This window comes from Pseudomonas sp. M47T1 (genome assembly GCF_000263855.1).
Classification (GTDB): Bacteria; Pseudomonadota; Gammaproteobacteria; order Pseudomonadales; family Pseudomonadaceae; genus Aquipseudomonas.
Window position 1 is genome coordinate 143,536 of the sequence record NZ_AJWX01000001.1, and the last position, 20,377, is coordinate 163,912.

General features: G+C 64.4%; 19 protein-coding genes. 8 read left to right on the top strand and 11 right to left on the bottom strand.

All coding sequences use genetic code 11. The features are described 5' to 3' along the window. Nucleotides 1-29: 29 nt before the first annotated feature. Nucleotides 30-1,184: a TIGR03364 family FAD-dependent oxidoreductase gene (locus PMM47T1_RS00670; RefSeq protein WP_008364807.1), complete on the top strand. Its 1,155-nt coding sequence runs from the start codon at nt 30-32 to the stop codon at nt 1,182-1,184. Then, the gene (locus PMM47T1_RS00675) at nt 1,181-1,738 is read left to right on the top strand and encodes a phosphonate degradation HD-domain oxygenase (protein ID WP_008364809.1); all 558 of its coding nucleotides are present in this window, start codon (nt 1,181-1,183) and stop codon (nt 1,736-1,738) included. Before PMM47T1_RS00670 ends, PMM47T1_RS00675 begins: the two co-directional genes overlap by 4 nt. On the opposite strand, the gene PMM47T1_RS00680 is transcribed toward PMM47T1_RS00675, so the two are convergent. Continuing rightward, nucleotides 1,735-3,099, bottom strand: a complete 1,365-nt coding sequence (locus PMM47T1_RS00680; protein WP_008364811.1) for a DUF3482 domain-containing protein — start codon at nt 3,097-3,099, stop codon at nt 1,735-1,737. The two genes, PMM47T1_RS00675 and PMM47T1_RS00680, sit on opposite strands and share 4 nt — an antisense overlap. Next, complete coding sequence (locus PMM47T1_RS00685; protein WP_043300614.1) at nt 3,083-4,456, bottom strand: DUF2868 domain-containing protein; 1,374 nt, start codon at nt 4,454-4,456, stop codon at nt 3,083-3,085. The genes PMM47T1_RS00680 and PMM47T1_RS00685 overlap by 17 nt, the downstream gene beginning before the upstream one ends. A gap of 82 nt (nt 4,457-4,538) precedes the next feature. Between PMM47T1_RS00685 and PMM47T1_RS00690 the strand changes: the two genes are divergently transcribed. After that, nucleotides 4,539-5,051 (top strand): dihydrofolate reductase, encoded by a 513-nt coding sequence (locus PMM47T1_RS00690; RefSeq protein WP_008364816.1) that lies wholly within the window; start codon nt 4,539-4,541, stop codon nt 5,049-5,051. Between the two features lie 126 nt (nt 5,052-5,177). Here the strand turns inward: PMM47T1_RS00690 and PMM47T1_RS00695 are convergent, their stop codons facing one another. Continuing rightward, on the bottom strand, nt 5,178-6,569 hold the full coding sequence (locus PMM47T1_RS00695) for an L-cystine transporter (protein WP_008364818.1): 1,392 nt from the start codon (nt 6,567-6,569) through the stop codon (nt 5,178-5,180). A 247-nt stretch (nt 6,570-6,816) separates the two neighbouring features. Between PMM47T1_RS00695 and PMM47T1_RS00700 the strand changes: the two genes are divergently transcribed. Next, nucleotides 6,817-7,872 (top strand): phosphorylcholine phosphatase, encoded by a 1,056-nt coding sequence (locus PMM47T1_RS00700; RefSeq protein WP_008364820.1) that lies wholly within the window; start codon nt 6,817-6,819, stop codon nt 7,870-7,872. A gap of 71 nt (nt 7,873-7,943) precedes the next feature. On the opposite strand, the gene ilvD is transcribed toward PMM47T1_RS00700, so the two are convergent. After that, nucleotides 7,944-9,785, bottom strand: coding sequence for a dihydroxy-acid dehydratase (ilvD, locus tag PMM47T1_RS00705; protein WP_008364821.1), 1,842 nt, complete (start codon nt 9,783-9,785; stop codon nt 7,944-7,946). A 448-nt stretch (nt 9,786-10,233) separates the two neighbouring features. Between ilvD and PMM47T1_RS00710 the strand changes: the two genes are divergently transcribed. Then, nucleotides 10,234-10,959 (top strand): magnesium transporter, encoded by a 726-nt coding sequence (locus PMM47T1_RS00710; protein WP_008364824.1) that lies wholly within the window; start codon nt 10,234-10,236, stop codon nt 10,957-10,959. A gap of 107 nt (nt 10,960-11,066) precedes the next feature. Here the strand turns inward: PMM47T1_RS00710 and PMM47T1_RS00715 are convergent, their stop codons facing one another. The 3 genes from PMM47T1_RS00715 to PMM47T1_RS00720 all read right to left on the bottom strand — a co-directional run bounded on the left by PMM47T1_RS00715 (nt 11,067) and on the right by PMM47T1_RS00720 (nt 13,652). Continuing rightward, complete coding sequence (locus tag PMM47T1_RS00715) at nt 11,067-12,026, bottom strand: MFS transporter (protein ID WP_337999153.1); 960 nt, start codon at nt 12,024-12,026, stop codon at nt 11,067-11,069. Continuing rightward, entirely contained in the window at nt 12,027-12,233 is a 207-nt protein-coding gene (locus tag PMM47T1_RS30240) for a hypothetical protein (protein WP_238536588.1), read from the bottom strand. Nucleotides 12,234-12,455: 222 nt separating this feature from the next. Further along, on the bottom strand, nt 12,456-13,652 hold the full coding sequence (locus PMM47T1_RS00720) for a class I SAM-dependent rRNA methyltransferase (RefSeq protein WP_008364826.1): 1,197 nt from the start codon (nt 13,650-13,652) through the stop codon (nt 12,456-12,458). Between the two features lie 170 nt (nt 13,653-13,822). Here PMM47T1_RS00720 and PMM47T1_RS00725 point away from each other — a divergent pair, with 170 nt between their 5' ends. The 3 genes from PMM47T1_RS00725 (at nt 13,823) to PMM47T1_RS00735 (ending at nt 15,987) form a co-directional block, all read left to right on the top strand. After that, the gene (locus PMM47T1_RS00725; protein ID WP_008364829.1) at nt 13,823-14,689 is read left to right on the top strand and encodes an HDOD domain-containing protein; all 867 of its coding nucleotides are present in this window, start codon (nt 13,823-13,825) and stop codon (nt 14,687-14,689) included. A 30-nt stretch (nt 14,690-14,719) separates the two neighbouring features. Beyond that, nucleotides 14,720-15,532, top strand: coding sequence for a bifunctional DNA-formamidopyrimidine glycosylase/DNA-(apurinic or apyrimidinic site) lyase (mutM, locus tag PMM47T1_RS00730; RefSeq protein ID WP_008364831.1), 813 nt, complete (start codon nt 14,720-14,722; stop codon nt 15,530-15,532). Between the two features lie 104 nt (nt 15,533-15,636). After that, complete coding sequence (locus PMM47T1_RS00735; protein ID WP_008364834.1) at nt 15,637-15,987, top strand: hypothetical protein; 351 nt, start codon at nt 15,637-15,639, stop codon at nt 15,985-15,987. Nucleotides 15,988-15,991: 4 nt separating this feature from the next. On the opposite strand, the gene ggt is transcribed toward PMM47T1_RS00735, so the two are convergent. The 4 genes from ggt to PMM47T1_RS00755 all read right to left on the bottom strand — a co-directional run bounded on the left by ggt (nt 15,992) and on the right by PMM47T1_RS00755 (nt 20,368). Further along, complete coding sequence (ggt, locus tag PMM47T1_RS00740) at nt 15,992-17,674, bottom strand: gamma-glutamyltransferase (RefSeq protein WP_008364836.1); 1,683 nt, start codon at nt 17,672-17,674, stop codon at nt 15,992-15,994. A 26-nt stretch (nt 17,675-17,700) separates the two neighbouring features. Beyond that, nucleotides 17,701-17,952: a YfhL family 4Fe-4S dicluster ferredoxin gene (locus PMM47T1_RS00745; protein WP_008364838.1), complete on the bottom strand. Its 252-nt coding sequence runs from the start codon at nt 17,950-17,952 to the stop codon at nt 17,701-17,703. 105 nt (nt 17,953-18,057) lie between these two features. Continuing rightward, nucleotides 18,058-18,537 (bottom strand): pantetheine-phosphate adenylyltransferase, encoded by a 480-nt coding sequence (gene coaD / locus PMM47T1_RS00750; protein ID WP_008364840.1) that lies wholly within the window; start codon nt 18,535-18,537, stop codon nt 18,058-18,060. Between the two features lie 235 nt (nt 18,538-18,772). After that, the gene (locus PMM47T1_RS00755) at nt 18,773-20,368 is read right to left on the bottom strand and encodes a GMC family oxidoreductase (RefSeq protein ID WP_008364842.1); all 1,596 of its coding nucleotides are present in this window, start codon (nt 20,366-20,368) and stop codon (nt 18,773-18,775) included. Nucleotides 20,369-20,377: the final 9 nt, after the last annotated feature.

The following is a 20,377-nucleotide window of genomic DNA, read 5'->3' on the forward strand; positions in this document are numbered from 1 at the left end:
GTCAGGCTGCGGCTACGAGAGGTAATTGAATGACTCAACACAGCGACATGCTCATTGTCGGCGCCGGTATTCTGGGCTTGTCCCATGCGTATGCCGCCGCCCAACGCGGGCTCAAGGTTCGCGTATTCGAACGCAGTGCCACGCCGCTGGGCGCCTCGGTGCGCAACTTCGGCCAGGCGCTGGTTACCGGCCAGCCCGTGGGCCAGATGCACGCCCTGGCCAAGGCCAGCCGTAGCCTATGGGCGCACTGGGCCGAACAGGCCGGCTTCGCCCTCAAGCGCAACGGCTCGCTGCTGTTCGCCCGTAACGAGCTGGAACACCAGTTGCTCGAACATTTCTGCGCCGAACGCGCCGTGGAACATGGTTATCGGGTTGAACTGCTGCAAGGCGAGGCCCTGAACCAGCTGTACAACGGCCAGTTCCGCCATCACCACGCGGCGCTGCTAGGCCTGGATGACCAGCAACTGTATTCGCGCGAAGCGATTCCGGCGCTGGTGGAATTCCTGCGCGGCCAAGGCGTGGAGTTTCATTTTTCCACCCTGGTGCGCGACGCCGAGCCAGGCCGGCTGCGTACCACCGCCGGGACCTTTTCCGGCGCGCAGATCGTGGTGTGCTCGGGGCACGACTACCAGACGCTGCTCAGCGACGCCATGGCCGCCCTCGACCCACAGGTCTGCCGCCTGCAAATGCTGCGGGTGCGGCCGCAATTCGACCTGGACCTGCAACAGTCCGTCCTCACCGGCCTGAGCTGCCTGCACTACGGCGCCTTCGCAGGCCTGCCGCAAACCCTGGCCTTGCAGGCGCAGGTGCAGAAGGACAGCCCGCACCTGGTGGCGCAGGGCATTCACCTGCTGGTAAGCCCCACGCCCGATCGCGAGCTGATCATCGGCGATTCCCACCACTACGGCCGCGATGCCTCGCCGTTCAACGCCGAGCAGGTGGACGACTGGATGATCGAGCTGGCCGAGCACACGCTGGGTGGCAAGCTCCAGGTCATCGAGCGCTGGCAGGGCGTCTATGGGGCCAAGGGCAGCCATCCGTTCTCGTTGCTACGCGTGGCGCCGGGCCTCAGTTCGGCCCTAATGCATACCGGCGTGGGCATGAGCGTGGGCCCGGCACTGGCCGAGCGCAACATCGCCGATCTGCTGGGTGAGGCGCCGCATGGCCTGGAGGTGCCGGCATGAGCAGTGCTGAACAAAGGGTGGATGAGGTGTTCGGCCTGTACCGTCGTCACGGCCACAGCGATTACATCGGCGAGCCAGTGTCGCAGGTCGAGCACATGTCCCAGGCCGCGCAGCAGGCCATGGCCGAAGGCTTCGACGATGAAGTGGTATTGGCAGCGTTCTTCCATGACATCGGGCATATCTGCGCCGATGAAGCGGCCAGCATGGGTGGTTATGGCGCGGTCAGCCATGAGCGCCTGGGCGCCGACTACCTGCGCCGCCAGGGCTTCAGTGAACGCTTGGCCAGGCTGGTGGAATACCACGTGCAGGCCAAGCGTTACCTGACCTTGCGCCAGCCCGGCTACTACCAGCGCTTGAGCGAGGCCAGCCGGCGCACCTTGGAGTACCAGGGCGGGGTGATGAGCGCGGCGCAGGCCGATGCCTTCGAGCGCGACCCGCTGTGCCAGGTCAGCCTGCGCATGCGCCACTGGGACGAGGAAGCCAAGCAGGTGGACGTGCCACTGGTTGACCTGGCATTGCTCAGGGCCCGGGCCTTGAGGTTGCTGTCGGCTTAAAGCTGGCGGGCCAACTGTTCGATCTGCTCGTGGCGTTCGGCCTGGTTCAGCCGCGGTTGCGGGTTCAAGGGCGACCATTGCGGGTGCGCACGGGCCTTGCCCAGGGCCTCGGGTAGCTTGCCCTGGCGCCAGCTTTTGTCCTGAGGCGTGGCCACTTCAATGCTGCCCATGGCGGCGTGGCCACGGGCCTCCAGCGCTTGCTGCAGTTGCCGTTGACGCAGGGCCAGCAGGCGCAGAATGTTGTCGTCCACGGTCAGTTCACGCTGGCCCTTGAGCTTGCCCATCAACCGGCTGCCGTAGCCACGCGCAGTCTGCAAGGCGCCGCCGGCGATGGCACCGGCCAATGCCGCCAGGCCCAGGGTGATACCGCCCACCAGCAGGTCGACGCCGGCACCGGCCGCCGCGCCGGCGGCAATGCCGCTGCCCACTTTCACGCCCAGTTGCTTGAGGGTTTCGGGGTTGAACAGGTCATCACCCCAGCGCCCGTCCAGCAACGGCAAATCAGTGGCGGCAGCATCTTCGGGGCGAAATCCGTACAGCTTGAGCAGCGCTTGCACGCATTTCTGTTCGCGCTGGCGTATGGCGTCGTGCAGCCCTCGGATGGCGGCCTCTACGCCCTCGCGATCACCGGCCACGCTGCGCCGGCAGGCCGCACAGTCGATCAACAACTCGGCAATCAGGCGTTGGCCGCTCTGCTGGCGGACCTTGCGCTGTTGCTGCTGGTCTTCCACCAGCCGTTGCAGGCTGGGACGGGCGTGTTCCAGCAGCAGGGCCAGGCTTTCGTACAGGCGTCGCTCGCCATCTTCAGGCGGTGCCACGCTGTCGAAACGCACCAGCGCGTGCAGGCCCAGGCGCGCCAGGGCCTCGCGCCACTGCTCTTCGCGGTGGCCGGGGCTGGCGACGAAGTTGAGCACAGGCAACAGCGGCTTGCCGCAGCCGTTGAGTACTTCCAGTTCATCCCGGTACTTGGCCAGCACTGGTTCGCGGGCATCGATCACGTACAGCCCTGCGTCGCTGGCCAGCAGTTGGCGCAGCACCTTGGCTTCCTGTTCGAAGCGCTGGCGGGCCTCGCTACCGTGCAGAAAACGCTCGGTGCGAGCCGGGCCATCGAGACGCTCGCCGGGGCGGTCCAGGCGTTCCAGATAGTCGAGCAGTGCGATGGCGTCTTCCAGCCCCGGGGTGTCGTAAAGCTCCAGCAGTGCTTCGCCGTCCACCGACAGGCGTGCGCCCTCGACATGGCGGGTGGTGCTGGGCCGGTGCGAGACCTCGCCAAAGCCCACGTCGCGGGTCAGGGTGCGCAGCAGCGAGGTCTTGCCCACATTGGTGTGGCCGACCACCGCCAATTTAAGAGGCTTGGTCATTGCCGGTCTCCAGCCAGGTCAGGGGTGGCTGGTCGACGATGTCCAGGCCCAGCGCGTCCAGAGCCTGGCGCCAGTCGGCCAGGCGGTTGGCGTCCAATTGTTGCCCGCCAGGCGCGGGCAACAGCCACACCCGGGTCTGCCCGGCGCTGCGCGCAAGCTCCGCAATCAGCCCCAGGCTGCCACGGTCGGGCGAGCGCCGTGGGTCGCAGGCAACGGCCAGGCGGGCGGCGGGGTAGCGGGCCAACTGGTCGAGCAGGCGCCGTCGCGATTCGCGGCTGTCGAGGATGCCGCCATCACCGACGCTGGCAGGCATTTGCGGTGGCCAGGGGTGCTGGTCGTCCAGTTCCACGCCTACGAGCAGGGCGCCTTCGGCCCGGTGATGGGCTACCGGGGAGGTGACCTGGTGCAATTGCGCTGGGGCATTGTCATTCACGCCCAGGCGTTCGCTGCTGGGCATTAGGCGTTCCCGCAACTCGGTATAGCCGGGCAGGCCCAGGTCCAGTTGCAAGCGCGCGCGCCCCAGCCGCCATTGCACCCAGCAGCCCAGTGCCAGCAGCAGGCGCGGCACGATGCCGAACACCAGCAGCACGCCCACCAGCCAGCCGGCCCAGGCCTGGCGAGCACTGTCCACGGCCAGGGCGCTGTCGCCGCTGGCGCGGATGGTATCGATATCCGGCACGCTGAAGCCCAGCAGCGCAGGCACGGTGCCGAGGGCGCGGGTCATGGCCACGAAGGTATCGGGCCCCAGGATGGTGGTTTCCCAGATGAAACCGTAGCGCCGGGTGGCCAAGAGTAATAGCAGGAGCACCAGCGCGCTGGTCAGGGCCAGCAGCCACAGGCCATTGACCAGGGTGCCCAGCAGCCAGCGGTTGAGGCGCCGGCGTTGCAGCAGCAGGATCAGCGCCGGCCCCAGGTGCGCGGCATTGGCGTCCCGGGCGAGCTTTGCGCTGAGCCACATCCACAGACGGCCCAGGCTGGCGCTGTGTTCACCGGCCAGCAACAGCCCGCAGGCCCAGCTCAGCAAAAGTACCCAGTTAAGGCCCAGCAGGCTGCCCAGCGCCCAGAAGACGTTGACCGGGCCGGTGCCCAGGGCGGCGAAGGCCAGGCCCGCGCCGCTGATGATCACCAGGACGGCCAGCAGCATCACGCTCAAGCGCGCACCCTGTTTCCAGTGGCGCAGGGCGGGCAGCAGGCCATCGCGTTCGGCGAGCCAGGTGGCCCGGTGTTGAATGCGCGCCGCCAGGTCGCCACCCTGCTGGCGGGCGCGGCGGTTGGCCTCCTGGTCGTCTAGGGGGCCGGTATGTTCTTCGCGCAGGCGAATGGCTTCGGTAAGCCAGAGTGTGTCCAGTGCTGTCACGCCACCATCCATTGATCGAACCAGCCCAAAGCATAACCCAGCCATGGCTGATCAAGGACCCGGGCTCTGATATCCTCGCGGCATGAAAAACACACTCCCCCTCAGCCTGATCGCGGCCCTCGCCGAGAACCGCGTCATCGGCATCGACAACAGCATGCCCTGGCACCTGCCGGGCGATTTCAAATACTTCAAGGCCACCACCCTGGGCAAGCCGATCATCATGGGCCGCAAGACCTGGGATTCCCTGGGCCGCCCCCTGCCGGGGCGCTTGAACATCGTGGTCAGCCGCCAGGCGGGGCTGGTGCTTGAAGGGGCGGAGGTGTATCCGTCGCTGGAAGCGGCTATCCAGCGTGCCGAAGCCTGGGCCCAGGAAAACGGAGCCAGCGAGCTGATGTTGATTGGTGGGGCGCAGTTGTATGCGCAAGGGCTGGAGTTGGCCGACCGTCTGTACCTTACCCGCGTAGCGGCCAGCCCGGCGGGCGATGCGTGGTTCCCCGAATACGATGAGAGTCAGTGGTTGCTGGCCTCCAACACCGAAAACCCGGCCGTGGACGACGCCCCGGCGTATGCCTTCGAAGTCTGGGACCGCCGCTAAAACTTACGATCTCAACTCAAACAACTGTGGGAGCGGGCTCTGCCCGCGAAATCGTCACCTTGAGCAGTCAGGTACTGCGCGGTGCGCTTTTCGCGGGCAGAGCCCGCTCCCACGAAGGTGAATGAATCAGCGGTGCGCCAGCTCCGCGTGCTCGTCGGCGTCCAGCAGCGTGCGGTCGGTCTGTTTCATCACCTGGCTGGTGATGGTGCCGGCCGTCATGGAACCACTGACGTTCAACGCCGTGCGGCCCATGTCGATCAGCGGCTCAACCGAAATCAGCAACGCCACCAGCGATACCGGCAGGCCCATGGCCGGCAACACAATCAGTGCGGCGAACGTTGCGCCGCCGCCCACGCCGGCCACGCCGGCCGAGCTCAGGGTAACGATGGCCACCAGCGTGGTAATCCACATCGGGTCCAGCGGGTTGATGCCTACGGTAGGCGCAACCATCACCGCCAGCATTGCCGGGTAGAGCCCGGCGCAGCCGTTCTGGCCAATGGTGGCGCCGAACGAGGCGGCGAAGCTGGCGATCGATTGCGGGATGCCCAGGCGCTGGGTTTGCGCTTCGATGCTCAGCGGGATGGTAGCCGCGCTGGAGCGGCTGGTGAAGGCAAAGGTCAGCACCGGCCACACCTTGCGCAGGAAGCGCAGCGGGTGGACCCCGGCGATGCTCAGCAGCAGGCCATGCACCATGAACATCAGCGACAGTCCGATGTAGGACACCAGCACGAAGCTGCCCAGCTTGAGGATGTCCTGCAGGTTGGAACTGGCGACCACCTTGGCCATCAGCGCCAGCACGCCGTAGGGCGTGAGCTTCATTACCAGGCGTACCAGGCGCGTTACCCAGGCTTGCAGGGTCTCGATGGCGCTGACCACATTCGCGCCCTTCTCGGCGTCATCCTTGAGCAGCCGCAGCGCGGCCACACCCAGGAAGGCGGCGAAGATCACCACGCTGATGATCGAGGTCGGCTTGGCCCGGGCCAGGTCGGCCACCGGGTTCTGCGGCACGAAGGACAGCAGCAGTTGCGGGATGTTGAGGTCGTTGACCTTGCCCACGTAATCGCTCTGGATTGCCTGCATGCGCGCCAGTTCCTGGGTGCCGGCCACCAGGCCTTCGGCGGTGAGGCCGAACAGGTTGGTCAGGCCCACGCCGATCAGCGCGGCGATGGCGGTGGTGAACAGCAGCACGCCAATGGTCAGGAAGCTGATCTTGCCCAGCGACGAGGCGTTGTGCAGGCGGGCGACGGCGCTGAGGATGGAGGCGAAGATCAGCGGCATCACGATCATTTGCAGCAGTTGCACGTAGCCGTTGCCCACCAGGTCCAGCCAGCCGATGGTGGTCTTGAGCAGCGGGTTGCCCTGGCCGTAGATCAGGTGCAGGGCGCTGCCGAACAGCACGCCCAGCACCAGGCCGATCAACACCTTTTTGGCCAGGCTGAATGAGGTGCGGCTGGTTTGTGCCAGGCCCAGCAGCAACGCCAGGAACACCAGCAGGTTGAGTAACAGGGGCAGGTTCATTGAAGCTCCAGGTGAAAGATTTCCGGGCTACTGCGCCTCTGAGGGGCGCTGGCCAACCACAAACTCTAACATCCTGAATTTTCTGTCATTTATACCAAGATCGAATGTAGATAGTCGTTTTTGGAATAAGTATGTGTCGCTCAGGGATATGCCTGTGGCGTGATCCCGTTCCTGACAGTCGCCCTCAAGCGAGATTTGTCATGAGCATTTGCTACGGTCCATCGGATCTCACTGGGGAGCACCACCGATGAAGCCACTGCATAATCTGCTTGCCGTCACCTTGGGCCTGACGCTGGCCAGCTCGGTCTTCGCCACCGAGCTCAAACACTGGCCGGCGGCACAGGCCAAACAGCTCGACGCGATGATTGCCGCCAATGCCAACAAAGGCAATTACGCGGTGTTCGACATGGACAACACCAGCTACCGCTACGATGTGGAGGAGTCGTTGCTGCCGTACCTGGAGAACAAGGGCATCCTGACCCGCGAGAAGCTCGACCCGTCGCTGAAACTGATCCCGTTCAAGGACACGGCCGGCCACAAGGAAAGCCTGTTCAGCTACTACTATCGCCTGTGCGAAGTGGACGACATGGTCTGCTACCCGTGGGTGGCGCAGGTGTTTTCCGGTTTCACCCTGCAGCAGCTCAAGAGTTATGTCGATGAGATGATGGCGTCAGGGAAACCGATCCCCACCACCTATTTCGAAGGTGATGTGGTCAAGAACATGGACGTGCAGCCGCCGAAGGTCTTCACCGGCCAAGCCGAGCTGTACAACAAGCTGATGGAAAACGGCATCGACGTCTACGTAGTGACCGCCGCTTCCGAGGAGCTGGTGCGCATGATCGCCGCCGACCCCAAGTACGGCTACAACGTGAAACCGCAGAACGTCATCGGCGTGAGCACCTTGCTCAAGGACCCGAAGACCGGCGAGCTGACCACCGCACGCAAGCAGATCGAAGCGGGTAAATATGACCCCAAGGCCAACATGGGCCTGGAAGTGACCCCGTACCTGTGGACCCCGGCCACCTGGATGGCGGGCAAGCAGGCGGCGATCCTGACCTATATCGATCAGTGGAAAAAACCGGTTTTGGTGGGGGGCGACACGCCATCCAGTGACGGCTACATGCTGTTCCACAGCGTGGATGTGGCCAAGGGCGGCGTGCACCTGTGGGTGAACCGCAAGGCCAAGTACATGGACCAGCTGAACGGCATGATCAGCAAGAACGCGGCCGCGCAGGCCAAGGAAGGGTTGCCGGTGACGGCAGACAAGAACTGGGTGATCGTGAAACCGGAAGACATTCAATAAATCCTGGCCGCACCGCAAACGTGTAGGAGCGGCCCGCTCCTACACGTTTGGGGCGCGACCTTGAGGCCGGCTTACAGCCCGTCGAGCATCGCCTTGTTGCGCACAGCGCCTTTGTCGGCGCTGGTCGCCAACAGGGCGTAGGCCTTCAGCGCGGTGGTCACCTTGCGTGGGCGGACTTCGACCGGCTTCCAGCCTTTCTTGTCCTGTTCCACGCGGCGCGCCGCCAGTTCTTCATCGCTGACCAGCAGGTTGATCGAACGGTTGGGAATGTCGATCAGCACCTTGTCACCGTCCTGCACCAGGCCGATGGCGCCGCCAGCAGCGGCTTCCGGCGAAGCGTGGCCGATGGACAGGCCGGAGGTACCGCCCGAGAAACGGCCGTCGGTCAGCAGTGCACAGGCTTTGCCCAGGCCTTTGGACTTCAGGTACGAGGTGGGGTACAGCATTTCCTGCATGCCCGGGCCGCCTTTCGGGCCTTCGTAGCGGATGATGACGATGTCGCCTTCCTTCACTTCGTCGGCGAGGATGCCGCGCACGGCGCTGTCCTGGCTTTCGAAGATCTTGGCGTTGCCTTCGAACACATGGATGGACTCATCCACGCCGGCGGTTTTCACCACGCAGCCGTCCAGGGCGATGTTGCCGTACAGCACGGCCAGGCCGCCCTCTTTCGAATAGGCGTGCTCGAAGCTGCGGATGCAACCGTTCTCGCGATCGTCGTCCAGGCTTTCCCAGCGGGTCGACTGGCTGAACGCCGTCTGGGTCGGGATACCGGCCGGGCCCGCCTTGAAGAAGTGGTGGACCGCTTCGTCGTTGGTCTGGGTGATGTCCCACTTGGCGATGGCTTCTTCCATGCTGCGGCTGTGCACGGTCGGCAGGTCGGTGTGCAGCAGGCCGCCACGGGCCAGCGAACCGAGGATGCTGAAGATGCCGCCAGCACGGTGTACGTCTTCCATGTGGTACTTCTGGATGTTCGGCGCCACTTTGCACAGTTGCGGTACCACACGGGACAGGCGGTCGATGTCGCGCAGGTCGAAGGCGATCTCGGCTTCCTGGGCGGCGGCCAGCAAGTGCAGGATGGTGTTGGTGGAACCGCCCATGGCGATGTCCAGCATCATGGCGTTCTCGAACGCCTTGAAGTTGGCAATGTTGCGCGGCAGTACCGAATCATCGTTTTCGATGTAGTAACGCTGGCACAGCTCGACGATAGTGCGGCCGGCCTGCAGGAACAGCTGTTCGCGGTCGCTGTGGGTGGCCAGGGTCGAACCGTTGCCCGGCAGGGCCAGGCCCAGGGCTTCGGTCAGGCAGTTCATGGAGTTGGCGGTGAACATGCCCGAGCACGAACCGCAGGTAGGGCAGGCGCTACGCTCGTATTCAGCGACTTTCTCGTCAGAAGCGCTGGAATCGGCGGCGATGACCATGGCGTCTACCAGGTCCAGGCCGTGGCTGGCCAGTTTGGTCTTGCCGGCTTCCATCGGGCCGCCGGACACGAAGATCACCGGGATATTCAGGCGCAGGGCGGCCATCAGCATGCCGGGGGTGATCTTGTCGCAGTTGGAAATGCACACGATGGCGTCGGCGCAGTGGGCGTTGACCATGTATTCCACGGAGTCGGCGATGATCTCGCGGCTCGGCAGGGAATACAGCATGCCGTCATGGCCCATGGCGATGCCGTCGTCGACCGCGATGGTGTTGAATTCCTTCGCCACGCCACCGGCGCGTTCGATCTCGCGGGCTACCAACTGGCCCAGGTCCTTCAGGTGCACGTGCCCCGGGACGAACTGGGTGAACGAGTTGGCGATGGCGATGATCGGCTTCTTGAAGTCGGCGTCCTTCATCCCCGTGGCGCGCCACAGGGCGCGGGCGCCGGCCATGTTGCGGCCGTGGGTGGACGTTTTCGAACGATAGTCAGGCATGGAGCACTCCGGGCGGCTAATCAGGTATCAGTAAGGGAGTGAGCTTCTCTTGTCCTTTGCAGCGGCGACAGGTAGCTGCCACTGCGGATGAGGTCGGTGACGCTGCAGGATCGCTGCGCGCTCGACCGGAGCTCATAAACCCGCCGGGGGATGATTGGCGATGAATAAGCCGATTCTACACCGCTGGCGGCGGGATGGAATGGCGAGACCGATCAGCAACGCGCTTGTAGGACATTTCTGAATTTGCGCCGATGGGTGTTCCAGCCTTGTTGGCCTGACTATTATCCCTGCGCCGCATGTGCGGCTGACGAGATGACATCCCCATGGACCTCCCCAGTTTAAGTTCCTCCGAGAACCACATTCTGGCACCGACCGCAGCGGCGGCGGGCCTGCCTGTGAGCTGACGCGTCCGCTCGCCAGGCAGCCCCGCGCCGCCTGGAGACACACAATGACCACTTTTACCCTTGCGCAACACGACGCATCCTTCGCCCACCTGTCCGCCGCCGACATCGCTGCCCACCTGCAGGCATTGCCCGAAGACAAACGCTCCGACGTACTGAGTCGCCTTGAAACGGAGGCCGTAGTGGAGGCCACCGAGGACTTCCACAAAGGCGCGCTGATTTCCACGCCCCTGGGCAACCTTGGCACCGCCACCGTCGGCTTGCTGTACCGCAAGCGCGTGTTGTGGCTGGTGCTGTTGGTGTTCGGCAACCTGTTCTCCGGCGCCGGCATAGCCGCCTTCGAGGACGTTATCGCCGCCAACATCGTGCTGGTGTTCTTCCTGCCGCTGCTGGTGGACAGCGGCGGCAACGCCGGCGCCCAGTCGGCCACCCTGATGGTGCGCGCCCTGGCCACCGGCGAGGTGGTCATGAAAGACTGGTTGCGCTTGCTGTGGCGCGAATGCTTCGTGGCCCTGGCCCTGGGCATCACCATGGCCGTCGCCGTAGCCCTGCTGGGCGCGGCCCGGGGCGGCTGGGACATCTCCATGGTAGTGGCCGGCAGCATGTTGATCATCGTGCTGGTGGGAAGCCTGATCGGCATGAGCCTGCCCTTCCTGTTCAGCCGCCTGAACATGGACCCGGCGGTGGCCAGCGGGCCGTTGATCACCTCGATTGCCGATGCGGCGGGGGTGTTGGTGTACTTCGGGATTGCGTCGGTGGTTTTGCAGCTGTGACCTAGGCGCTGAACCCGAGCGTAGCCGCTGTCGCAGGCTGCGCTGGCCCTGTGCCTCGCTGGAAATTTCCGGTGCAGGATAGGGCCAGCGCAGCCTGGCGGCAGCGGCTACCGTTTTGCGTATAGGCGCGTGACGGTGATGAGACCTGCCAGGCAGAGCACCAGAAAGACCATTCCCAGCACCCATTCAAAATCCCCGGCCACCAAACTGATCGCCGCACTCCCCACCCCACCCGCGGCCAATACCAGCGTATTCAATACCGAGGCCGACGCCCCGGCGCTTGCCGGTACCAACTCCATTGCCCGAGACGTAGCGGCTGGGCGGGCGATGGTGGTGCCGGCGGTGCAGATCATCATGGGCAGCAATACGGTGGCCACGCTGCGCTCGGTGAGGGCGGACAATGCCAGCAACGTGACGCCTGCCAGACCGATTAGGACTAGCCCGGTGTTCAGTTGCAGGCGGTGGCTGACGCTGTGGCTCATGCGGCTGGCGATCAGGCCGCCTGCTACGTAGGCAACGCCGTAGCTGAGCAGGGTCAGGCCGAATTGCAGTTGGGTGAGCTGCATGTGCTCGAGAAAGATCAGCGGTGAGAGGGCGATGAAGGCGAAGTGGCAGGTGAACGCGATAGCGGCGATCAGTGAGAAGCCCATGAAGGCGGGGTGCCAAAGCAGTTCGCGGTAGGCGCCGATCAGCCCTTTGGTCTGACGATTGGCGCCGCGGGTGGGCGGCAGGATGCGGACGGCCTGGATCAGTACCAGCAGGGCGATCAGGGCGAACAGATAGAAGCTGGCCTGCCAGCCGGCCAGATGCTGCAACAGTGCGCCGACCAAGGGCGAAGTGGAGATGAAAACGCCGCCGGCGCTGGTGACCAGGATGCGGGTGCGTTCGCGTTCTTTATCCTGAAACAGGTCTTGCACCAGGGCGTTGAGCAGCACGAAGCAGCCGCAGCCGATGGCTTGCAGGATACGGAAGATCATGAAGGGGATGAACTGTGTGGCGTTGGCGCAACCCACAGCTCCAAGGATGGAAATGGCCAGTCCCAGGACCAGCAGTCCCTTGCGGCCGATTCAGTCGGACAGCGGGCCGAGGAAGAATTGCGAGATGGCGACGCCCAGGGCGAACAGGCTGATGGAGAGGGCTATGTCGCTGGAAGGTGTGGCGAAGTGATTGGACAGGGCGGGGAAGGAAGGGAGGATGACGTCGAGGGGGAAGACGCCGAGCAGGACCATGGCCAGAAGCAGGGTCAGGATGGAGCGTTTTTGCGGGGTGGGCATGAGAAGAGCCTTTTTCGACAAAGGCTACGGGGTTGCGCGATCGGAGGCGATAGCGGCGGGTTAGCGAAATTTCCCAAATGTTTGTAGGGTTTTTCCCTCTTATGCTAGAGGCAGACTCGGCACTGCACCCCGTCAATCGTGTTGCCTGCATCGCGGCCAAGGCCGGCGCCTACCACGGACGGCGTAGGAGCCGACTTTAGTCGCGATGCAGGCGACGCGGTTTTAGCTGTTAGGCAGCAACCGGCACGTAATGCTCTTGATGTAGCGCGTCTCCGGAATAGCCGGGTGCACCGGATGGTCCGGGCCCTGGCCGCCGCGTTCCAGCAGCTGGATGTTGCGGTCCAGGTGGCGGGCGCTGGTCAGCAGGATGTTCTGCAGGTCGTCTTCAGGCAGGTGCATGGAGCACGAAGCGCTGACCAGGATGCCGTCTTTGCTGAGCAGACGCATGGCCTGTTCGTTCAGGCGGCGGTAGGCGCCTTCGCCGTTTTTCAGGTCTTTCTTGCGCTTGATGAAAGCGGGCGGGTCGGCGACGATCACGTCGAAGCGCTCTTCCGAGGCCTTGAGTTGCTTGAGGGCTTCGAACACGTCGCCTTCAACGCAGGTGACTTTCTCGGCGAAGCCGTTCAGCGCGGCGTTGCGCTCCACACCGTCCAGGGCGAAGCCCGAGGCGTCGACGCAGAACACTTCGCTGGCGCCGAAGGCACCGGCTTGCACGCCCCAGCCACCGATGTAGCTGAACAGGTCGAGCACGCGCTTGCCTTTGACGTACGGGGCCAGGCGGGCGCGGTTCATGCGGTGGTCGTAGAACCAGCCGGTCTTCTGGCCTTCCATGACCGGGGCCTGGAATTTCACGCCATTCTCTTCCAGGTCAACCCACTCCGGCACCACGCCGAAGGCGGTCTCCACGTAGCGTTCCAAGCCTTCGGCGTCACGGGCGGCCGAGTCGTTCTTGAACAGGATGCCGCTTGGCTTGATCACCTGGATCAGCGCAGCCATGACGTCGGCCTTGTGCTGTTCCATGGTGGCCGAGGCCAGTTGCACGACCAGGATGTCGCCGAAACGGTCGACCACCAGGCCCGGCAGCAAGTCGGAATCGCCGTATACCAGGCGGTAGAACGGCTTGTCGAAAAGGCGCTCGCGCAGCGACAGGCAGACGTTGAGGCGGTGCACCAGCAGCGACTTGTCCAGCGGCAGCTTGGCGTCGCGCGACAGCAGGCGGGCGCAGATCAGGTTGTTCGGGCTCATGGCCACGATGCCCAGTGGCTTGCCACCGGCGGCTTCGAGCACGGCCTGGTCGCCGGCCTTGAAACCATGCAGGGGCGTGGCGGCTACGTCGATCTCGTTGCTGTAGACCCACAGGTGACCGGCGCGCAGGCGGCGGTCGGCATTGGCTTTGAGGCGAAGGCTGGGCAGGGACATGAAGTCGCTCCGGGGAAAAAAGAGCGGGAGTATAGCGTGTAACGTCAGATGGAGGTTTACCCGAAGATCGACGGCGTAGCCGCTGCCGCTAATCATGAAGAAATAGCTAGCGGTTGTGCCAGCGCCGCCGGGAGGGGTTAAAATCGCCCCTCAGCCCAGAGTAAGTACTTATGTCCCAAGAGTTATCAGAAGAGCAGATCCAGCAGGCCTTGCAAGGGATCAGCGTACCGCCCCAACCGCAGATCATGGTGGACCTGCAGATGGAGCAGTACATGCCCGACCCGGACCTGGAAGTGATTGCCCGGCTGATAGCGCAAGACCCGGGGTTGTCTGGCGCCCTGCTGAAAATCGTCAACTCGCCCTATTACGGCCTGACCAACAAGATTGCTTCGATCCAGCGCGCGGTAAACCTGCTGGGCAGCCGCTCCATTATCAACCTGATCAACGCCCAGTCGATCAAAGGCGAGATGAGCGACGAGACCATCGTCACCCTCAACCGTTTCTGGGACACCGCCCAGGACGTGGCCATGACCTGCCTGACGCTGGCCAAGCGCATCGGCTCCCAGGCCGTGGACGAGGCGTATGCGCTGGGGTTGTTCCACGATTGCGGCATCCCGCTGATGCTCAAGCGCTTCCCCGACTATATGAGCACCCTGGAAAAGGCCTACGCCAATGCCGGGCCGCAATGGCGTATCGTCGACACCGAGAACCAGGTGTACAACACCAATCACTCGGTGGTGGGCTATTACACCGCCAAGTCCTGGCGCCTGCCCGAGCACCTGGGCAACGCTATCGCCAACCATCACAACGCCCTGGCGATCTTCAGCGACGACTCCAACCGCAACAGCCAGTTGAAAAACCTGCTGGCAATCCTGAAGATGGCCGAACACATCTGTTCGTCGTACCGCGTGCTGGGCAACCAGAACGCCGACCACGAATGGGACAGCATCAGCCATCTGGTGCTCGATTACGTGGGCCTTTCGGACTACGACTTCGAGAACCTGAAGGAATCCATCCGCGAGTTGGGCGCCCGCTGATATCGCCCGCCGCCTTGCACAGAGCCGTCCATGCCTGAATTGCCTGAAGTCGAAACGACCCGCCGGGGCATCGCGCCCCATCTGGAAGGGCAGCGCGTAAGCCGCGTGATCGTGCGTGATCGGCGCCTACGTTGGCCTATTCCCGAAGATCTGGACGTTCGCCTGTCGGGCCAGAAGATCATTGGCGTGGAGCGGCGGGCCAAGTACCTGCTGATCAACGCCGAGGTGGGTACGCTGATCAGCCATCTGGGCATGTCTGGCAACCTGCGGTTGGTGGAGGCGGGGTTGCCGGCGCTCAAGCACGAGCACGTGGACATCGAGCTGGAGTCGGGCCTGGCCCTGCGCTACACCGACCCACGACGTTTCGGCGCGATGCTGTGGAGCCTGGACCCGCTCAACCATGAGTTGCTGGTGCGCCTGGGCCCCGAGCCGTTGACAGCCCTGTTCGACGGCGAGCGCCTGTTCCAGCTGTCTCGTGGCAAGAGCATGGCGGTGAAGCCGTTCATCATGGACAACGCCGTGGTGGTGGGGGTGGGCAACATCTACGCCACCGAAGCCCTGTTTGCCGCCGGTATCGACCCGCGTCGCGAAGCCGGCACCATTTCCCGTGCGCGCTACGTGAAGCTGGGCATTGAGATCAAGCGCATCCTGGCCATGGCTATCGAGCGCGGTGGCACCACCTTGCGGGATTTCATCGGCGGCGACGGCCAGCCGGGCTATTTCCAGCAGGAATTGTTTGTGTACGGCCGCGGCGGCGAAATGTGCAAGGTGTGCGGCAGTACCCTGCGCGAGGTGAAGCTGGGCCAGCGCGCCAGCGTGTACTGCCCACGTTGCCAGAAGTAAGCGGTTACGGCACAAGCCTGACAAGCGGCGATAGGCTGATATAGTGAATAATCAGGTGAAAGACCACCACGCCCCAAGTAGCCGCTTCGCTAAAGGACTGTGCCATGAATTGCTTCCGTACCCTCTCGCTCACGTTGACGCTGTGCCTGGGCCTGTACGCCTTGCCCAGCCTGGCTGACGACGGCGGGTTGCAGGAAAGCAGCGGCAGTGGCGACCCGGTCTATCAGGTGCAGAGCCCGCCGGCCTATTCGATGATTGCGGACCTGGTGATCGCCCGCCCCCTGTTGATCGCCGCCACTGCCATCGGCGCGGCCGTGTTTGTGGTATCGCTGCCGTTTACCGCGCTGGGTGGCAACGTCAAGGACGCTGGCAAGGCCTTGGTGGTCGACCCCGGCAAGGCAGCGTTCGTGCGCTGCCTGGGCTGCACCGGCGACGGCTACGGCAAGCACCAGTAACTTCTCAGTTACGCGGCATTACCTCTGAAACGCCCACGCCGCGTGGATCGCTGGCGGCCTCCACCTTGCCGTCATCCTTGTGCCACAGCAGCACTTGCTGGTTGCCGTAGGCACGCCCGGTTTCCTTGAGGCTGTAGCCGCGGGCCTTCAGGTTGGCCAGTTGGGTATCGGTGAATGCGCCGGGCTCATACTCCACCACGTCGGGCAGGTACTGGTGGTGGTAGCGCGGCACGGCGGGCCAGGTCGGTACCGGCTGGCCATCCAGGTATTGCAGCATCGACAGCAGCACCATGCTGGGTATACGGCTGCCACCGGGCGTGCCGAAAGCGGCGAAGTCTTTAGGGCTTTCGATGAAGCTGGGGCTCATGCTCGACAGCGGTCGCTTGCCCGGTGCCACGGCATTAGCCTGGCTGCCGGCCAGCCCGTAGGCGTTGCTGCCGTGAGGGTCGGCGGCGAAGTCGTCCATTTCATCGTTGAGTACCACGCCTGTGCCGGGCGCGGTGAAGGCCGAGCCAAAGGGCAGATTGACCGACAGCGTGGCCGCCACGGCGTTGCCCTGATTGTCGAGCACGGCGAAGTGGGTGGTGTGCTCGCCTTCGCGCCAGGCCGGTGCCGGCGGCAGGTCTGCGCTGGGCGTGGCCTGATGGGCGTCGATGCTGGCCGCCATGGTTTTCAGGTAGTCCCGGGACAGCAGCGCGCTGACGGGGTTGGCGACGAAATCGGGGTCGCCCAACTGGCTGCGATCGCGGTAGGCGCGACGCAGCACTTCCACCACGTAGTGCACGCGCTGGACGGGCTCGGCATCCTGCCACGGCAACTGTTGCAGCATGGCCAATGACTGGGCCAGGGCGATGCCACCGGCGGAAGGCGGCGGCGCACTGATCAGCTCGCGCTGGTTGGCCAGGGCAAAACGCAGCGGGGCCCGGGTGGCCACCTTGTAGTCGGCCAGGTCCTTGAGCGTCCAGATGCCACCGCCTGCTTGCACGGCAGTCACCAGCGCTTGGGCAGTGGGGCCGCTGTAATAACCATCGCGGCCCTGTTCGGCCAGGCGGGTCAGGGTTTGTGCCAATTCTGGCTGGCGCAATTCTTCGCCCAGCGCTGGCACGTCGCCGTTGCGCAGGAACAGGCGGGCCGTTTCCGGGTCGTCACGCATGGCCGCCAGCCGCGCCGTGGCCCAGGCGCGATAGACCCGATCGACGGCGAAGCCTTTGCTGGCCAGGTGAATGGCCGGGGCCAAGGAGCGCTTCAGCGGCAGGGCGCCGTAGTGGCTTGCCAGCTCCACCAAGGCTGCCGGCAGCCCGGGAATGCCGCTGGCCAGTGGGCCGTTGATGGACAGCCCCGGCTGCTCCTTGCCGTCACGCAGGTACATGTCGGCACGGGCCGCCAACGGCGCCTTTTCGCGGGCATCGATGAACTGGTACTGCGCCGGGCTACCGGCCTGGCGCAGCAGGAAGTAGCCGCCACCCCCCAGCCCAGAGGCATAGGGTTCGACCACGGCCAGCGTGGCGCTGATGGCAACCGCTGCGTCGAATGCGTTGCCGCCCTCGGCCAGAACTTTCTGGCCGGCGGCAGTGGCCTGGGGGTGCGGGCTGGCGATGGCCGCCGCTGCCGGCAGGGTTTGCGCCTGGGCAAGGGCGGTGCAACACAGGAGCAGGGTACCAAACAGCAGTGAGCGGGCGTCTGGCATGGTCTGCTCCTCCGTGAGTCGCATGATCAGGCTTTGCCGGTGATCTTGCGATATTTCTCCATCAGTTGCTCTTCGCTTTCCGGGTGCGCTTCATCCAGCGGGATGCAGTCGACCGGGCAGACCTGCTGGCACTGCGGTTCGTCGTAGTGGCCGACGCACTGGGTGCACAGGTTCGGATCGATCACGTAGATCTCTTCGCCCTGGGAAATGGCGGCGTTCGGGCACTCGGGTTCGCAGACGTCGCAGTTGATGCAATCGTCGGTGATGATCAGGGACATGGGTACTCCGGCCGGGGCCTTGGCCCGGGCATATGAACACTAATGTGCGCAATTGTGCCGCATAAGCGCGCGCAGTGCACGCTTATGCGGGGCGGCCGGTGGCTGCTACTTCTTGAAGCGCAGGGTCAGCGCGTCGGCGACGGCGGGGTGCACGAACTTGGTGATATCGCCACCCAGTGCCGCTATTTCCCGGACCAGCGTTGAGGAAATGAACGAATAACGCTCCGATGGCGTCAGGAACAGGCTTTCGACGTCGGGCGCCAATTGCCGGTTCATGTTGGCCAACTGGAACTCGTATTCGAAGTCCGACACTGCGCGCAGGCCGCGCAGGAACACGTTGGCACCTTGCTCCTTGGCAAAGTGGGCCAGCAGCGTGGAGAAGCCGACTACCTCGACATTGGGCAGATGTTTGGTCACCTCGCGCGCCAGTTCTACCCGTTGTTCCAGGGGGAACAGCGGGTTTTTCTTGGGGCTGGCAGCCACGGCAATGACCACGTGGTCGAACAGGCGCGCGGCGCGTTCGACCAGATCGCCGTGACCCTTGGTGATGGGGTCGAAGGTACCTGGGTACAACACTCGGTTCATCGCGTCGTCCTGGCGGGAATCCGTTGGGGATTGGGATGGTATCGCAGCATTCCCGGTCGGCCAAGTCGGCGTGCAGGGTATAAGGGACTATAGACAGCATTGATGCGAGCTGATTGCTAGCTTTGCGCCTCCCTTAGGAACTGCCGCAAGGCTGCGAAAAGGGCCGCAGGACCTTCAGCCGTGTCATGTCGATCGTGGGCCCGCCGCGCGCGCCTTCGCAGCCTGGCGGCGGCTCCTACAACGCTTTCAGGCGCTGGGCGAGCAGGGTGCTCAGTTGTGCGCTCAGGGCGTATACCGATAACTGCGGGTTGGCGCCAATGCTGGTGGGAAACAGCGAGCCGTCATGGATAGACAGGTTTTCCAGCTGATGATGCCGCCCCAGGCTGTCGGTGACCGAGCGGGTAGGGTCCTCGCCCATGGGGCACCCGCCCATCACATGGGCGCTGCCCAGGCGTGTGCGGAACAGCTCCAGGCGCAGGCCGTCGATCATTTGCCGTGCCTCGCCCAGGGAGCTCGCCGCACGGGCATCGTTGTGCAACGGCGTGACGCTGCGCGCGCCGGCGGCGAACTGGATCTCGGCCATGGTCTGGAAGGCTCGGCGCACGCCGTCCCAGGCGTAATCGGACACCGGGTAGTCGAGCACTGGCGAGCCATCGCTGCGCAGCTCCACCGCCCCGCCCTGGCTTTGCGGGTGAAAACCGTCGCGCAGCAGCGCCAGCATCATATGGGTGTGGGGCAGTTGGGCCATGCGCTCGGCGTTTTCCTGGCCGAAGCCGCCCAGCAGGGTACTGGCCAGTGCCGGTTGCAGGGGGGGCACCTCAAGTTTGTAGGACATGCGCCCGGTGGTGCCGTCCAGCCACTGGAAATGGTCAGAATAGATTGACTGCGGGGCCCCGTAGAACGGGTTGATTACCTGGTCGAACAGCCCGGCGGAGAAGTTCACCAAGTGCAGGAACGTGCGTTTGCCCAGCCGGTCATGGGGGTCGGGGGCCTTGGAGCGCATCAGCAGAGCCGGGCTGTTGATGCCGCCGCCGGCCAGCAGGTAATGCCGGGCCTTGAGCGTGATGGTCTTGCCGGTGGGCGCCACGCAGCGTTCGTCCATGGCCGAGCATTGCAGGCCGGTGACCCGTTGGCCATCGGTAAGCAGGCGCTCGGCGCGGGTCAGGTAAAGCAGCTCGGCGCCCTTGTCCAAGGCGGCGGGAATGGTGGTCACCAACATCGATTGCTTGGCATTGGTGGGGCAGCCCATGCCGCAGTAACCCAGGTTCCAGCAGCCGCGCACATTGCGCGGGATGACCTTCCAGTGGTACCCCAGCGCTTCGCAGCCGCGGCTGATGACCTCGTTGTTGGCGTTGGGCGGGATCAGCCACGGCGCCACGCCCAAGCGCTGTTCCATGCGTTCGAACCAGGGTGCCATGTCGTCCACGCCATGGCCCTTCACCGCGTGCTCGCGGGCCCAGTGTTCCAGGGTTTGCGGTGGCGTGCGAAAGCTGGAGGTCCAGTTGACCACCGTGGTGCCGCCCACGGTGCGGCCCTGAAGGATGGTAATGGCGCCGTCCTTGCTCATGCGGCCGATGCCTTCCTGATACAGGTTGGCGTAAGCCTGTGGTTCCAGCATCTTGAAGTCGCTGCTGGTCTTGAGCGGGCCTTCCTCGACAATCAGCACCTTGAGGCCAGCGGCGCTGAGGATCTCGGCACTGGTGCCGCCGCCGGCACCGCTGCCGATGATCACCACATCGGCTTCCAGCGTCAGGTCGTGGTCCAGGCGTGAGCCATCATGGGTTTTCCAGCCGCGGGCCATGCCATCGCGGAACAGGTCGGGTACGGGCATCAGGGGCTC